Source organism: Burkholderia sp. Tr-20355, from assembly GCF_017104685.1.
GTDB lineage: Bacteria > Pseudomonadota > Gammaproteobacteria > Burkholderiales > Burkholderiaceae > Burkholderia > Burkholderia seminalis.
In genome coordinates, this window is sequence record NZ_JAAGPK010000185.1 from 1 (window position 1) to 14,376 (window position 14,376).

Below are 14,376 nucleotides of genomic sequence, written 5' to 3' on the forward strand. Positions count from 1 at the left end.
TCCGCGCAGGACCGACAGCAGCCGGCTCATCGGCCGCCTCCGTGCGCACGGCGCGGGCACCGGGCCGCGGCCGCGGCACGGCGGCGGACGGGCAGGCGAACCGGAACGGAGCGGAAGGGCGGACGCGGCATGACTGGAGACATCGGGCGGATCGTGGCCGGACACGGTGGTCGGGCCGTCAAACATCATATGAATGGCGGCCGGGACGCGGGTCCGGGCCGGTGGTCGGGCACGCTCATTTTAGGGCCGCGGCGCCGCGCGTTCGGGGCCGGTGCGACCGGGTTTTGTAACCGATTGTATGGCACCGGGCGAACGGTTTCGCGGGGTCGGTCCATTTCCATCCAAAGCGGCTCAAGCGTCTCGTGCATTCGCGTCGCGAAACGGGCCGCGGCGCCGGCTCGCCAGTCTGTAACCATTCACGGTATACGCCCCGATACCCTTCGTCTAGAATCCGCGTAACTTTTACAAACCATCCCCAGACAACGCAGGCGGGGAAGCCGGCAGACGCCGGAGGGACGGAGATTGGCACGCGCCGGGCGTGCACGACGGTTGCCTTTTCCGGGCGCCTTCCGCTGCCATGGGCCGCCTGCCCGCACGCATGATGAACGCACTGGAACAAGAGCTCGCCACGCTGATCATCGGCGAACTGAATCTCGAAGACGTCCCGCTCGACACAGTGACGGCCGACACTCCGCTGTATGGCGAAGGTTTCGGGCTCGACTCCATCGACATCCTGGAAATCGCGCTGCTGATCTCGAAGAAATTCGGCTTCGAACTGCGCTCGGACAATCCGGACAACCAGACGATCTTCGCGACGCTCGGCGCGCTGGCCGCGTACGTCGCCGCGCATCGCACGAAGTAACGGTGGCGCGCAGTGCATGACGGGATGCGGCGGCGATCGGCATACGGTTCGCCGTCGCGTCGATCGAGGTGAAACGCGATGAACGGAGCAATTCGATGCGGGCACTCGTGACGGGCGGCAGCGGCGCACTCGGGCAGGCGATCTGCACGGCGCTCGCGCAGGCCGGCCATGAAGTATGGGTGCATGCGAACCGCCATCTCGCGCAGGCGGAGGCGGTCGCGCAGCAGATCGTCGCGGCCGGCGGCAGCGCGCATGCGATCGCATTCGACGTGACCGACGCCGAAGCGACGCTCGCCGCGCTGAAGCCTTTCATCGACACGTCGCCGGTGCAGATCCTCGTCAACAACGCAGGCATTCACGACGACGCGCCGATGGCCGGCATGTCGCAACGGCAATGGCACAGCGTGATCGACGTGACGCTCAACGGCTTTTTCAACGTCACGCAGCCGTTGCTGCTGCCGATGATCCGCACGCGCCGCGGGCGGATCGTCAACATCGCGTCGGTGGCCGGCGTGACCGGCAATCGCGGGCAGGTCAACTACGCGGCCGCGAAGGCGGGGCTGATCGGCGCGACGAAGTCGCTGTCGCTGGAGCTCGCGTCGCGCGGCATCACCGTCAACGCGGTGGCGCCCGGCATCATCGAATCGCCGATGGCCGAACAGGCGTTTCCCGCCGAACGCATCAAGCAGCTCGTGCCCGCGCAACGCGCGGGCCGGCCCGACGAAGTCGCGGCGATGGTCGCGTATCTGGTGTCCGACGCCGCGGCTTATGTGACGGGGCAGGTGCTGTCCGTCAACGGCGGTCTCGCGTGACGACGCGCGCCGCGTCCGTCGCGTAACGCAACGCGGCGCAGGGCCGTGTTGCCGCGCGGCCCGCGCCGCATAGTGAGGAAATCGAAGTGTCCGTGCATCCCGTCGACGCCGAACGGCGCTCGTGTTCGCCGCCGTCCGCCACCGCGCCGTTCGCGCATGGCGGCGACCGCGCGCTGCGGCTCGTCCAGATGAGCCATGCGCGGCTCGTCGCGTTGCTGCATGCCGCGCGGCTCGACCACGTCGTGCCGGGCGTGCTGGGCGCGGTGTGCATCTGCGCGGCCGGCTCGCATGCCGATGCCGCGCAACGGATCCTTGCCGATACCGCGCCCGACCTGCCGGTCGCACCGGTGCGGATGGCGGTGCTCGGCGCCGATGCCGCGCCGCACGACGCCGTCTGCGAAATCTGGCAATGCGATGCGCGCGACCTGCGCAGCGAACGGCGCGGCGCACTGCACTACCGCTACAGCGAAACGGCCGGGCTCGTGTTCGGCAGCCTCGTCGTGCAGGAGACGCATGTCACGCACAATGCGTACGACGGCGGTACGCCGCTCGAGCGCGCGACGTTCGATGCATACCGCATGCTGTTCGACCTGCTCGATGCGCTCGACATGCCGCATCCGCTGCGCATCTGGAACACGGTGCCGGCGATCAACGCGGTGCAGTTCGGGATCGAGCGCTATCGTCAGTTCAATATCGGCCGCCAGCAAGCGTTCGACGCGTGCCGTCGCGCGCTGACGGGCGGCGTGCCGGCCGCGTGTGCGCTCGGCTCGGTCGTGCCGGTCGCGGGCGATGCCCCGCCGGCCGCGCCGCTCGCGGTTCATTTTCTCGCGAGCCGCACGCCGGCCGATCCGGTCGAGAATCCGCGCCAGGTGAGCGCGTACCACTACCCGGCGCAGTACGGCCCGCGTGCGCCGACGTTCGCGCGCGCCGCCGCGTGGGCCGCTGGGGCCGCGGCGCCGGTGCTGTTCGTATCGGGTACCGCGAGCATCGTCGGGCATCGCACCGTGCATCACGGCGACGTCGTCGCGCAGACGCGCGAGACGGTCGCGAATCTCGCGGCCGTGCTCGAGCAGGCCGCGCGGCAGGGGCATGGCCCGTTCTCGCTCGCCGACCTGAGCTATCGCGTCTACGTGCGCGACGCCGGCGATGCCGCGGCGCTCGCCGCGATCGGGCGCGTGCTGCGCGACGCGGCCGGGCCACGCGTGCGGCCGCTGTTCGTGCACGCGGACGTGTGCCGCGACGACCTGCTGGTCGAGATCGAGGCCAGTGCGGGACATGCAATGGAGTGGCTGTCATGAAGCGCGAGAACCTCACGATCCGGCAACCGGCGAATGGCGTCGACGATGTCCTCGACGAAGCCTGCCGACGTTCGCCGGCAAGTCATAAAATTTTGTCAGGATCCCCGTCTTCGCAATCGGCTGTTTCCATGTCCAAGCTGCACGCCTCGTCCACCCATCTCGTGCTGATCCCGAGCTACAACCCGGGTGTCAAGGTCGACACGACCGTGCGCCAGGCGCGCGCGCGGTGGAACCCGGTGTGGGTCGTCGTCGACGGCAGCACCGACGGCAGCGCCGAACGGCTGCAGGCGATGGCCGAGCGCGATCCAGGATTGCGCGTGATCGTGCTGCCGGAGAATCGCGGCAAGGGCGCCGCGGTGCTCGCGGGGCTCGACGCGGCGGCCGCGAGCGGCTTCACGCACGTGCTGACGATGGATTCCGACGGCCAGCATCCGGCCGACCTGATTCCCGCCTTCATGGCCGCGTCGCAGGCCGAGCCCGACGCGATGGTGCTCGGCGTGCCGAAGTTCGACGCGAGCGCGCCGCAGTTGCGCGTGCAGGGCCGCCGGCTGTCGAACGCCTGGGCCGACCTCGAGACGCTGTGGGCCGGTATCGGCGATTCGCTGTACGGGTTTCGCGTGTATCCGGTCGCGCCGCTCGCGGCGATCATGCGGCGCCAGCCGTGGATGCGCGGTTTCGACTTCGATCCCGAAGCGGCCGTGCGGCTGTGCTGGGCCGGCGTGCGCCCGATCCGCATCGACGCGCCGGTGCGCTATTTCGGCCGGCACGAGGGCGGCGTCTCGCACTTCCACTATGGCCGCGACAACGCGCTGCTCGCGTGGATGCACCTGCGCCTGTTCGCCGGTTTCGCGGTGCGCCTGCCGATGCTGGTCGCGCGGCGGTTGACGCGGCGCAGCAACCAGACCGCCTGAGCGGCGGCCGGCCCGGTTTCCGTCCCGAACGTCGCCCGGGGGCGACGATTGCTCCGTTTTTTGTCGTCAATTCGGTGACGAATCGCGTCTTCATTTCAATTCATCGAGTAATGAAGGTGTCATCCGATGTAAACATCTGGTAATTTTCTGCCGGATTATGCAAAATCGCCGCTCCCAAATACAACTATCGAGGGATTCCGGGATGCAACTCAAGAAAGCGGTGGCGGCGTGTGGCGTGGCGTTCCTGTTGAGCGCATGCGGTGGGGTACAGAGCCTGGACGCGAACAGCCTGACGTCGGCGGGGACGAACCTGTACAAGGCGGCGACGCTGTCGGACAGCGACATCGCGGCACTGTCGAACGAATCGTGCAAGTCCAGCGACGCCGAGTCGAAGATCGCGCCGGCGAACAGCGCATACGCGAAGCGCCTGACGAAGGTGATGAAGGGCTTCGGCGACATGACGCTGAACGGCCAGAAGATCAACTACAAGGTCTACATGACCAAGGACGTCAACGCGTGGGCGATGGGCAACGGCTGCGTGCGCGTGTACAGCGGCCTGATGGACATGATGAACGACGACGAGCTGCGCGGCGTGATCGGCCATGAAATGGGCCACGTCGCACTGGGTCACTCGAAGAAGGCGATGCAGACGGCGTACGCGGTGAGCGCGGCGCGCAGCGCGGCCGGCGCGGCATCGCCGGGCGTCGCGGCGCTGTCGAGCTCGCAGCTCGGCGACATCACCGAGAAGTTCATCAACGCGCAGTTCTCGCAATCGCAGGAAAGCGCGGCGGACGACTACTCGTTCGACCTGATGAAGCAGAAGGGCATGAGCCAGAAGGGCCTCGTCACCGGCTTCCAGAAGCTCGCGCAGCTGGACGGTGGCCAGAGCTCGATGATGAGCTCGCACCCGTCGTCGGCGAGCCGCGCGCAGCACATCCAGGATCGCATCGCGAAGGGCAGCTGATCGCGCGACGCGCATGACGAATCGCCGGCCCGCGCCGGCGATCGGCACGCGAAACGAAAAACCCCACGCCCGTTCGGGCGTGGGGTTTTTGTCTTGTGGGGCCGCCGGTGCGCCGCTTACGGCACCATTCCCGGCAGCACGTACGCCTGTACGAGCGTGATCAGCCCGACGATCACCGCGAACAGCAGGCTGTGCCGCACCGTGAAGCGGAACAGCTCGGATTCCTTACCGACGAGGCCCGTCGCCGCGCATGCGACCGCGATCGACTGCGGCGAGATCATCTTCGCGGTCACGCCGCCCGTCGTGTTCGCGGCGACCGCGAGTGTCTCGGGCACGCCGAGCTGGTGCGCGGTGGCCTGCTGCAGCGAGCAGAACAGGGCGTTCGACGAGGTATCGGAGCCCGTCAGGAACACGCCGAGCCAGCCGAGGAACGGCGAGAAGAACGGGAACGCGGCGCCGGTCGCGGCCAGCATCAGCGCGAGCGTCGACGACATCCCCGAGTAGTTCGCGACGAACGCGAACGCGAGCACGAGGCCGATCGACAGGATCGGGCGCGTCAGCTCCTTCAGCGTCTCGCCGAACGTGACGAGCGCGTCGCGCGGCTTCATCTTCAACAGCGCCATCGAGATCAGCGCGGTCACGAGGATCGCGCTGCCGACCGCCGACACCAGATCGATCTTCAGCACCGCGTCGAGCGCCTTCGGCGTCGCGGCGATCGGGGCGGTCTTCACGACGAGCTGATCGAGCCCGGCCACGTGGAACTTCAGCACGGTCGACGCGAGCGCGCCGTGTGCGGCGAACAGCGCCTTGAACGGCGCGAGGCTCCAGACGGTGACGACGGCCGTGAGAATCAGGAACGGCGACCACGCGCGCACCGTCTGCGCGAGCGTGTACGGCGACGCCCGGCGGCTCGTGCCGGTGCCGAAGCCGGTGCCGCTCGCGCCGAACCCGGCCAGCGCCGCGCCGCCGCCGGACGCGACGAGGCCGCCGGCCGGCTGCCGCGCGGTGCGCGGCTGCCACACCTTCAGGAACGCCGCGAGCGCGACGAGGCTGACGAGCGACGACGTGATGTCCGGCAGCTCGGGCCCGATGTGGTTCGACGTGAAGTACTGCGTGACCGCGAAGCTGCCGCCCGCGACGAGCGCGGCCGGCCAGGTCTGCCGCACGCCGCGCAGTCCGTCCATCATGAACACGAGCCAGAACGGCACCGCGAGCGACAGCAGCGGTAGCTGGCGGCCGGCCATCGCGCCGATGTGGAACGGATCGATGCCCGTCACCTGCCCGGCGACGATGATCGGAATGCCCATCGCGCCGAACGCGACCGGCGCGGTATTTGCAATCAGACACAGTCCTGCCGCATGCAGCGGCTTGAAGCCGAGACCGACGAGCAGCGCGGCCGTGATCGCGACGGGTGCGCCGAAGCCGGCGGCGCCTTCGAGGAATGCGCCGAACGAGAAGCCGATCAGCAGCATCTGCAGGCGCTGGTCGTCGGTGATCGACAGCACGGACGCGCGGATGATGTCGAACTGGCCGGTCTTCACGACGATCTTGTACAGGAACACGGCCGCGACGATGATCCATGCGATCGGCCACAGGCCGTAGGCGAAGCCGAAGCCGGCGGCCGCGAGCGCCTGCGGCATGGGCATCCCGTACGCGAGGATCGCGACGCCGAGCGACAGCAGCAGCGTGATCGCGGCGGCGACATGGCCTTTCATCCGCAGTGCGGCCAGCGCGACGAAAAAGAAGATGATCGGAATCGCGGCGACGAACGCCGACAGCCCGAGGCTGCCGAGCGGCGTGTAGATCTGATGCCAAACCTGCATGGGTGTCTCCTCCATGGATTTATCGGGGTACGGGTTTGAAAGCGGGGGCGCTATTCGGGCTGGCCGCGGGCGCGCAGCAGGTCGGACAGGCTGCGCGGCGCCGGTTCGAGCGGCGTGCGGTGCTGCGTCCAGCCCATCTGTTTCGCGGGCGTCAGCGCATGCAGGCGCGTCGCGGCCCAGCGGAACGCGCGGTACGCGCGCGGATGCGCGAACGCGCCCGACCAGAAGCGCCACACGAGGTCTTCCGCGCGGTTGTAGTTCGCGCCCTGGCCGCGCAGCGGATGCGCGACGGGTTCGTCGGGCTTGCGGTTCGCCTCGGTGCGCAGCCGCACGAGCAGTTGCGGGATCGGGATCCGCACCGGACACACCTCGCCGCATGCGCCGCACAGCGTCGACGCGGTCGGCAGGTCGGCCGTCGCGTCGAGGCCGAGCAGGTGCGGCGAAATGATCTTGCCGATCGGGCCCGGGTAGGTCGTGCCGTACGCGTGGCCGCCGATGCGCGTGTAGACGGGGCAGTGGTTCATGCACGCGCCGCAGCGGATGCATTGCAGCGTCGCGCGCAGCTGGTCGTCCGCGTATGCCTGCGTGCGGCCGTTGTCGAGCAGCACGAGATGCAGCTCGCGCGGGCCGTCGCGTTCGCCGTCGCGCCGCGGGCCCGAGATCAGGTTGAAGTAGGTCGTGATCGCCTGGCCGGTGGCCGAGCGCGTGAGCAGGCTCGACAGCGGCACGATGTGCTCGAGCTTCTCGACGACCTTCTCGATCCCCATGATCGCGATGTGCGTGTCGGGCACCGTCGTCGACAGGCGGCCGTTGCCTTCGTTCTCGACGAGCCACAGCGTGCCCGTGTCGGCCGCCGCGAAGTTCACGCCGGACAGGCCGATGTCGGCTTCGGCGAATGCGCGGCGCAGCGCGCGACGGCCGGTCTGGATCAGCTCGTCGACGTCCTCCGTGTAGCGCGTGCCGGGGATGTGTGCCTCGAACAGCTCGGCGATGTCGCCGCGCGTCTTGTGGATCGCCGGCATCACGATGTGCGACGGCTTCTCGCCCGCGAGCTGCACGATGAATTCGCCCATGTCGGATTCGATGCAGTCGACGCCGTGCTCCGCGAGGTAATGGTTCAGCTCGATTTCCTCGCTCGCCATCGACTTGCCCTTGATCACGCGGCGCGCCTTCCTCGCCTGCGCGATGCCGAGCACGATCGCGTTCGCGTCGGCGGCTGTCTCGGCCCAGTGCACGTGCACGCCGGCCTCGGTGAGCTTCGTCTCCAGCCGTTCGAGCAGCGCGGGCAGTTGCGCGAGCGCGTGCTGCCGCACGGCTTCGCCGAGATCGCGCAGCTGCTGCAGTTCGTCGTCGTCGGGGAATTGCGTCGCACGCTTGCCCTGCAGGAAGTCCATCGCGCCGCGAAAGCTCCGGCGCAACGCGGGATCGTCGAGCGCGGCGCGCGCGCGGCTCTTGAAGTCGCCGGGGGCGACGAATTGCAGCGTGTGGTCGCTCATCGCGGCGGCTCCTCGCAAGCGGGTGCGGCCGACGAGGCGGCCGAATCGGTGACGATCACGACCCACAGGCGGCGCGGGCCGTGTGCGCCGTAGGCGAGCGTCTGCTGGATGTCGGAGGTCTTGGACGGGCCCGACACCAGCACGAGGTTGGTCGGCATGCCGGCGTGCCAGCGTTCCGCCTGGACGGCCGCGTGCAGGTCGGCATGCAGCGTGTTCGCGTGGACGAGCGCGACATGCAGCGGCGGCACCAGCGATACCGTGCGCGGCGTGCCGGCATCGGGCGCGAGCACGACGGTGCCGGTGGCCGCGATACCGGAGCGCGCGACGGTGAAGCCCGCATCGATCGTGTCGAACAGCTCGGCCTTCCATGCGTCGATCGGCCGGTCGAACGGCACCGGTGCGACTGCGTCGGGCAGTGCACGGGCGAGCGCCGCGGATTCGGCGCGCGCCGGGTCGAGCAGCAGGCGGCGCACGCCGGCGTCGGCGAGGCGCGCGGCAAGCTGCGCGGGCCATGCGTCGGCGCTCGCGCACCAGACGTCCGCGTGCGATGCGGCAAGCGCGGCCTGCATCGCCTGTGCGAGTGCCTGCGGGGCGCGTCCGGTCGAGGTGCGGCGCCTGTCGTAATGCGTGTCGATGCGCGCGTCCAGCGCGGGGGCGGCCGTTGCGGCGACGCCCGGCGAGGCGGCGCGCAGGCGCGCGAGAATCGCGGCGCGCGCGCTCATCGCTTGTCTCCGCGCAACGAGGCGGCGCCGGACGTACGGCGCCACAGGAAGCTCGCGAGATGCTCGACCGGCAGCGGCGCGCCGGCCTTGGCCGCGGCGTGGCCGATGTTCAGCAGGCAGCCGCAGTCCGCGGACACGAGCCGGTCGCAGCCCGTCGCGCAGGCCGACGCGACCTTGTCGCGCACCATCGCGCCGGAGATGTCCGGATGCTTCAGCGAGAACGTGCCGCCGAAGCCGCAGCACTCGGATTCGCGTTCGTGCTCGATCCGGGTCACGCCGGGCAGCGCGTCGACGAGCGCGACGCCATGGACGCGCGTGCCCATCTCGCGGCGGGCCGCGCACGACGTGTGCAGCACGACGCGCTCGTCGGGCCCGGCGCCGGCCGTGGCCGCGTCGAGCCGTACGTCGAGTACGTGGACGAGGAATTCCGCGAGTTCGTAGGTCCGTTCCGCGATCGCGCGGGCCTTCGGGCCGTTGACGGGATCGTCCGCGAACAGCGCTGGCCAATGGTGCCGGATCATGCCTGCGCACGAGCCGGACAGCACGATCACGGGCCACGGCTCGGCGAACAGGTCGAGCTGCGCGGCCGCGACGCGGCGCGCTTCGTCGGGATTGCCGCTGCTGTAGGCCGGCTGCCCGCAGCAGCTCTGGCGGCGCGGATAGTGGACGGTCAGACTTTCGCGCTCCAGCAGGCGGACCGCGTCGAGCCCCGCTTCGGGGACGAACAGGTCGACCAGGCAGGTCGCGAACAGATAGACGTGCGCGGGGACGGCGGCGGGGTACTGCCTTTCGTTCATGTCTCGCTCCAGATGCGACGGCCCGGCATGCGGGTCGACGATTTCGCTGCATAATTCCCGCGACGGCGCCGCGGCTCAAATTGGTTGGGCCAATCGGCGTGACAGGCATTGAGCGGGGAGAGGCGGCGATGGCAGCGATGACGGCACGGGGCCGGACCGAAGTGGTGATGCGCAAGATCGAGACGGCGCTGCTCGACGGCACCTGGCCGGCCGGTGCGCGGCTGCCGGCCGAGCGCGTGCTCGCGCAGCAGTACGGCGTCGCGCGCAATACCGTGCGCGAGGCAACCCAGCGGCTCGTCGCGCGCGGGCTGCTGCAGAGCCGGCGCGGCGCGGGGGTCTACGTGACCGACCAGTTGCGCGCGGGCATCGCGTCGCCGTGGGGCCAGCTGGTCGCCGATCATCCGGCGCTGCGCGACGACATCCTCGAATTCCGCCGCGTACTCGAAGGCGCGACCGCTTATTTCGCCGCGCTGCGGGCCGATGCGAACGACCGGCGCCGGATCCGTGCGCTGCTGCGCGAACTCGAAACCGCGCACGCGAACGACGACGCGGCCGTCGAGGCCGCGACCGACGCGAAGCTGCACGAGGCGATCGCGCTCGCGTCGCACAACACGATGTTCCTGCACCTTCATACGAGCGTGATCGGGATGCTGCGCGAGCACATCTCGATCAACGTGGCGGGCATGACGATGGAGGACGAGCAGGCGTCCGAGCTGCTGTTGCAACAGCACCGCGTCGTGTGCGACGCGATCTGCGCGCAGCGGCCCGAAGAGGCGCGCACCGCGATGCAGACGCACATCGACTATGTGCGCAGCCATTTCGAGCGCAGCGGCGACGCGCGGTGAGATTGGTCGGACCACAACCGCTAGAGGCGCGTCCAGCCGGCGGCTCGGGCATGCCCGGGCGTCGCCCGCCGGCAGCCGCCCGCGCGCGGGCCGCCGTGCGCCGCCCGCGCGATTGACCGGGTCGTCGGCCGCCCACTAGAATCGGCCGGAGCGGCGCGCCAGCCGCGCGCCGCGGCGAATGCGGACCGTCGTTCCGCCAGTCGAGGAAGCTCCCGTGCTCACGTCCTTCATCCGGCGCGCGCCGGCCGCGCCGTCATGGCGTGCCGCATGCCGCCCGGCCCGTGCGCTGGCCGTCTGCGCACTGCTGTCGCTCGTCGCCGCGTGCGCGACGCATCCGCCCGCCACCACCCTCGATCGCCCGGTTTCGCATGCGTTGCCGCCCGACACCGCGACGCCGCTGCGCGACGCGCTGGCGGCACCCGAGGCCGCGCATCCCGGCCAGTCGGGCTTCCGGCTGCTGGCCGACGGCGCGCAGGCGCTGCAGATGCGCATCGCGCTCGCCCGCGCGGCGACGAAGACGCTCGACATGCAGTACTACATCGCGACCGAGGACACGACGGGCAAGCTGCTGCTCGCCGCGGCGCTGTACGCGGCCGATCGCGGCGTGCGCGTGCGGATGCTGGTCGACGACCTGAACTTCCGCGACATCGACCGCGTGATGGCCGCGCTGAACACGCACCCGAACATCGAGATCCGCGTATTCAACCCGTTCGGCGCGTCGCGGCAGGGGATGGTCGAGCGCACGACCAACTTCTTCACGCGCATCGACAGCTTCACGCGCCGGATGCACAACAAGGCGATGATCGCGGACAACCAGCTCGCGATCGTCGGCGGCCGCAATCTCGGCGACGAATACTTCAGCGCGAGCCCGACGCTGCAGTTCCGCGATCTCGACGTGCTCGCCGCCGGCCCGGTGACGAACGACGTGTCGGCGAGCTTCGACACGTACTGGTCGAGCGCGAGCAGCTATCCGCTGCGCGTGCTGAATCACCAGTCGTTCGATCCGAAGGAACTCGACGCGATGCGCGACGGGCTGCGCAGCCACTGGCGCGAGAACGCCGAGCCGTACAACGCGAAGCCGCTGAACGCGACGCCGCTCGCGCAGCAGATCGCGCGCGACGAGCTCGGGCTCGTGTGGGCGCCGGCCGAGTTCAAGGTCGATGCACCCGACAAGGTCGCTCGGCCGACCGACGCGTACGTCAGCCCGCCGATGCAGCGCCTCGTCGAACTGACGCGCGGCGCGCAGCAGGAATTCCTCGCGTTTTCGCCCTATTTCGTGCCGCACGACGCGGGCGTGAAGATTCTCGGCGACACGACCGCGCGCGGCGTGCGCGTCGCGATCCTGACGAATTCGCTCGCCGCGACCGACGCGGTCGCCGTGCAGGCCGGCTACGCGCCGTACCGCGTGCCGCTGCTGCGGCACGGCGTCGAGCTGTACGAGTTCAAGGCGCAGCCGGGCCGCCAGCGCCCGCGCCTGTTCGGGTCGCGCTCGCGCGCGAGCCTGCACGCGAAGGCGTACGTGATCGACCGGAAGATCCTCGTGATCGGCTCGATGAACCTCGACCCGCGTTCCGCGCACCTGAATACCGAACTGGCGCTGGTGATCCACAGCCCGGCGCTTGCCGAGCAGGTCGCGACGATCTTCGCGCGCGTGACGCAGCCGGACGAAAGCTACCGCGTGAGCCTCGCCGCGCCGGCGGGCGGCGGGTCGTCCGAACTCGAATGGACGGGCGTCGACGACGGCCAGCCGGCGACCTATCGCGTCGATCCGCACGCGGGGCTGATGCGCAACCTGATGACGGGCATCTTCACCCTGCTGCCGGTCGACGATCAGCTTTGAGCGCCCCGGCAAACAGGAGGCGGAAGCGCTCCGGCTAAACCCGCGTTACCGGGGCGCGGGGAAGGTGATATGGTTGTGTGCACAACTATATGGGCGTGCGTGACGATGCCGCGGACGGCCCGTGCCGTGCGCGCCGCGCGCACCCGCAACCGGAGTTCCCCCATGCAACGTGTACCGAACCAGCCGTTCACGCGTCCCGCCCGCTTCTCCGAAGCCGAATGGCAGGCGCGCGTGCAGCTCGCGGCCGCCTACCGCATCTTCGACCACCTCGGCTGGACCGAGCTGATCTACAACCATATCTCGCTGCGCGTGCCGGGTGAGGACGGGCATTTCCTGATCAATCCGTTCGGGCTCCATTACCGCGAGGTGTGCGCATCGAACCTCGTGAAGATCGACATCGACGGCAACGTGATCGGGCATTCCGACTGGCCGATCAATCCGGCCGGCTTCACGTTCCACAGCGCGATCCATGCGGCGCTGCCCGATGCGCATTGCGTGATGCACGTGCACACGACGCCGACGATGGCCGTGTGCTGCTCGCGCGACGGGCTGTCGTTTTCCAATTTCTATTCGGCGCAGCTGTACGGGAAGATCGCGTATCACGACTTCGAGGGCATCACCGTGCATCTGGAGGAGGGCCGGCGCGTCGTCGAGAGCGCGGGCGGGCGGCCCGTGCTGCTGCTGCGCAACCATGGACCGGTGACGATCGGCGCGACGCTCGCGCAGACGTTCTCGCTGATGTGGCTGCTCAACCGCGCGTGCGAGGTGCAGGTCGCGACGCATGCGATCGGCGGCCCGCTGCCGATCGCGCCGCCCGTGCTCGAGGGGTGCGTGCGCGATTCGCTGAATTTCGATCCGAAGCACGGCGCGGGGCAGGATGCGTTCGACGCGCTGCAGCGTATCGTCGATCGGATCGATCCCGGCTATCGCGCGTGACTCGACCTGGCGCGGCTGCCGGCGGCGCATGCAAAAAAAACGCGGCCGGGTGGCCGCGTGAATACTCGCAGACTCCTTCGGACGAAGGAAACAAGCAACTGTGAGACGAAGTGTAGCGAAAGCCCGCGCGCGGATTCAGCCGTCGGGTTGCAAAGGTCCGTTCCAGGTTGACGCAGACTGACGTGACGCTGCCGGTCGCGGCGCCGCGACGATTCGCTGCCTGGCCGTTCGGCGGACTCCCGCAACGGCGGCGATCGACTACCATCCTATCTGGCGCCCCCGTCCGGGCGGCGTACAACGTCGTACAAGGAGAGTCCATGCTCAAGCTGCGTTTGCTCCAGGTCGCGTTACTCGCGGGCGTGCTGGCCGCCGGCAGCGCCGCTGCCGAAACGGTGCGCCTGTCCGCCAGTCTCCAGCCGTCGAGCGAAGTCCCGCCCACGGCGACCATGGGTTCGGGCAAGGTCGACGCCACGTACGACACGGCCACCCATACGCTGCAGTGGACGGTCACTTACGAACACCTCACGGGGCCGGCCACCGCCGCGCATTTCCACGGGCCCGCGCCGGTCGGCCAGAACGCGGGCGTGCAGGTGCCGATTCCGAAGGACGAGCTGGCGAGCCCGATCAAGGGTTCGAAGGAACTCACCGACGCGCAGGTTACCGACCTGATGGGCGGCAAGTGGTACTTCAACGTTCATACGAAGGAGCACCCGGCCGGCGAGATCCGCGGCCAGGTGATGCCGGCGAACTGAGCGCCGGCGTTTGATATAGAGGCACCTGTCGAGCGGGGCGGGAACGTTCGCACGTACCATCGTCACACTGCGATGACGGAGTGCATTCGATGAGTTGGCAAAGCAAGCTCGCCTGCTGGCTGCTGCGCTGGCAGTTTCGTCCCGAGACCACGCGCGAGGTGCTCGACCCCGCGCGTGCGCGGCGCTTTACCGATCTGCGAATGATCGTGCCGCGCCGCGCGCCGTCGGGCTACCGGCTGCGCCAGTGCCATGGCGCGGGCGATGCGCCGCTGCGCGGCGAGTGGCTCGAGCGCACCGACGCGAGCGCGGGGCGCGGGC

At 69.4% G+C, this 14,376-nt stretch carries 13 protein-coding genes and 1 pseudogene; 10 read left to right on the plus strand and 4 right to left on the minus strand.

The window, feature by feature from the left end:
* Positions 1-577: 577 nt before the first annotated feature.
* The 5 genes from G3N62_RS29945 (at position 578) to G3N62_RS29965 (ending at position 4,847) form a co-directional block, all read left to right on the plus strand.
* The gene (locus G3N62_RS29945) at positions 578-862 is read left to right on the plus strand and encodes a phosphopantetheine-binding protein (RefSeq protein WP_080287884.1); all 285 of its coding nucleotides are present in this window, start codon (positions 578-580) and stop codon (positions 860-862) included.
* 95 nt (positions 863-957) lie between these two features.
* Positions 958-1,674: a 3-oxoacyl-ACP reductase FabG gene (gene fabG / locus G3N62_RS29950; RefSeq protein WP_034189595.1), complete on the plus strand. Its 717-nt coding sequence runs from the start codon at positions 958-960 to the stop codon at positions 1,672-1,674.
* An 86-nt stretch (positions 1,675-1,760) separates the two neighbouring features.
* On the plus strand, positions 1,761-2,972 hold the full coding sequence (locus G3N62_RS29955; protein ID WP_124671252.1) for an endoribonuclease L-PSP: 1,212 nt from the start codon (positions 1,761-1,763) through the stop codon (positions 2,970-2,972).
* A gap of 128 nt (positions 2,973-3,100) precedes the next feature.
* Complete coding sequence (locus G3N62_RS29960; RefSeq protein WP_049034767.1) at positions 3,101-3,883, plus strand: glycosyltransferase family 2 protein; 783 nt, start codon at positions 3,101-3,103, stop codon at positions 3,881-3,883.
* Between the two features lie 202 nt (positions 3,884-4,085).
* Positions 4,086-4,847 (plus strand): M48 family metalloprotease, encoded by a 762-nt coding sequence (locus G3N62_RS29965; protein ID WP_034189592.1) that lies wholly within the window; start codon positions 4,086-4,088, stop codon positions 4,845-4,847.
* 116 nt (positions 4,848-4,963) lie between these two features.
* Here G3N62_RS29965 and G3N62_RS29970 read toward each other — a convergent pair whose 3' ends face one another.
* Genes G3N62_RS29970 through G3N62_RS29985 form a run of 4 tightly spaced genes read right to left on the minus strand, consistent with a single transcriptional unit; the run spans position 4,964 to position 9,685 of the window.
* Positions 4,964-6,670, minus strand: coding sequence for a lactate permease LctP family transporter (locus tag G3N62_RS29970; protein WP_206141386.1), 1,707 nt, complete (start codon positions 6,668-6,670; stop codon positions 4,964-4,966).
* A gap of 50 nt (positions 6,671-6,720) precedes the next feature.
* Positions 6,721-8,166 (minus strand): LutB/LldF family L-lactate oxidation iron-sulfur protein, encoded by a 1,446-nt coding sequence (locus G3N62_RS29975; protein WP_059557107.1) that lies wholly within the window; start codon positions 8,164-8,166, stop codon positions 6,721-6,723.
* Positions 8,163-8,888 (minus strand): lactate utilization protein C, encoded by a 726-nt coding sequence (locus G3N62_RS29980; protein WP_124671254.1) that lies wholly within the window; start codon positions 8,886-8,888, stop codon positions 8,163-8,165. Before G3N62_RS29980 ends, G3N62_RS29975 begins: the two co-directional genes overlap by 4 nt.
* Positions 8,885-9,685 (minus strand): (Fe-S)-binding protein, encoded by an 801-nt coding sequence (locus G3N62_RS29985; protein WP_124671255.1) that lies wholly within the window; start codon positions 9,683-9,685, stop codon positions 8,885-8,887. The genes G3N62_RS29980 and G3N62_RS29985 overlap by 4 nt, the downstream gene beginning before the upstream one ends.
* 128 nt (positions 9,686-9,813) lie before the next feature.
* Here G3N62_RS29985 and G3N62_RS29990 point away from each other — a divergent pair, with 128 nt between their 5' ends.
* The 5 genes and pseudogenes from G3N62_RS29990 to G3N62_RS30010 all read left to right on the plus strand — a co-directional run.
* Positions 9,814-10,530, plus strand: a complete 717-nt coding sequence (locus G3N62_RS29990) for a FadR/GntR family transcriptional regulator (protein ID WP_124671256.1) — start codon at positions 9,814-9,816, stop codon at positions 10,528-10,530.
* A gap of 214 nt (positions 10,531-10,744) precedes the next feature.
* Positions 10,745-12,370: a phospholipase D family protein gene (locus tag G3N62_RS29995; RefSeq protein WP_034189586.1), complete on the plus strand. Its 1,626-nt coding sequence runs from the start codon at positions 10,745-10,747 to the stop codon at positions 12,368-12,370.
* A gap of 162 nt (positions 12,371-12,532) precedes the next feature.
* Entirely contained in the window at positions 12,533-13,306 is a 774-nt protein-coding gene (locus G3N62_RS30000) for a class II aldolase/adducin family protein (protein WP_124671257.1), read from the plus strand.
* Between the two features lie 317 nt (positions 13,307-13,623).
* On the plus strand, positions 13,624-14,058 hold the full coding sequence (locus G3N62_RS30005; RefSeq protein ID WP_124671258.1) for a CHRD domain-containing protein: 435 nt from the start codon (positions 13,624-13,626) through the stop codon (positions 14,056-14,058).
* Positions 14,059-14,147: 89 nt separating this feature from the next.
* Positions 14,148-14,376: pseudogene (locus G3N62_RS30010) on the plus strand (alpha/beta hydrolase); the annotation flags it as partial.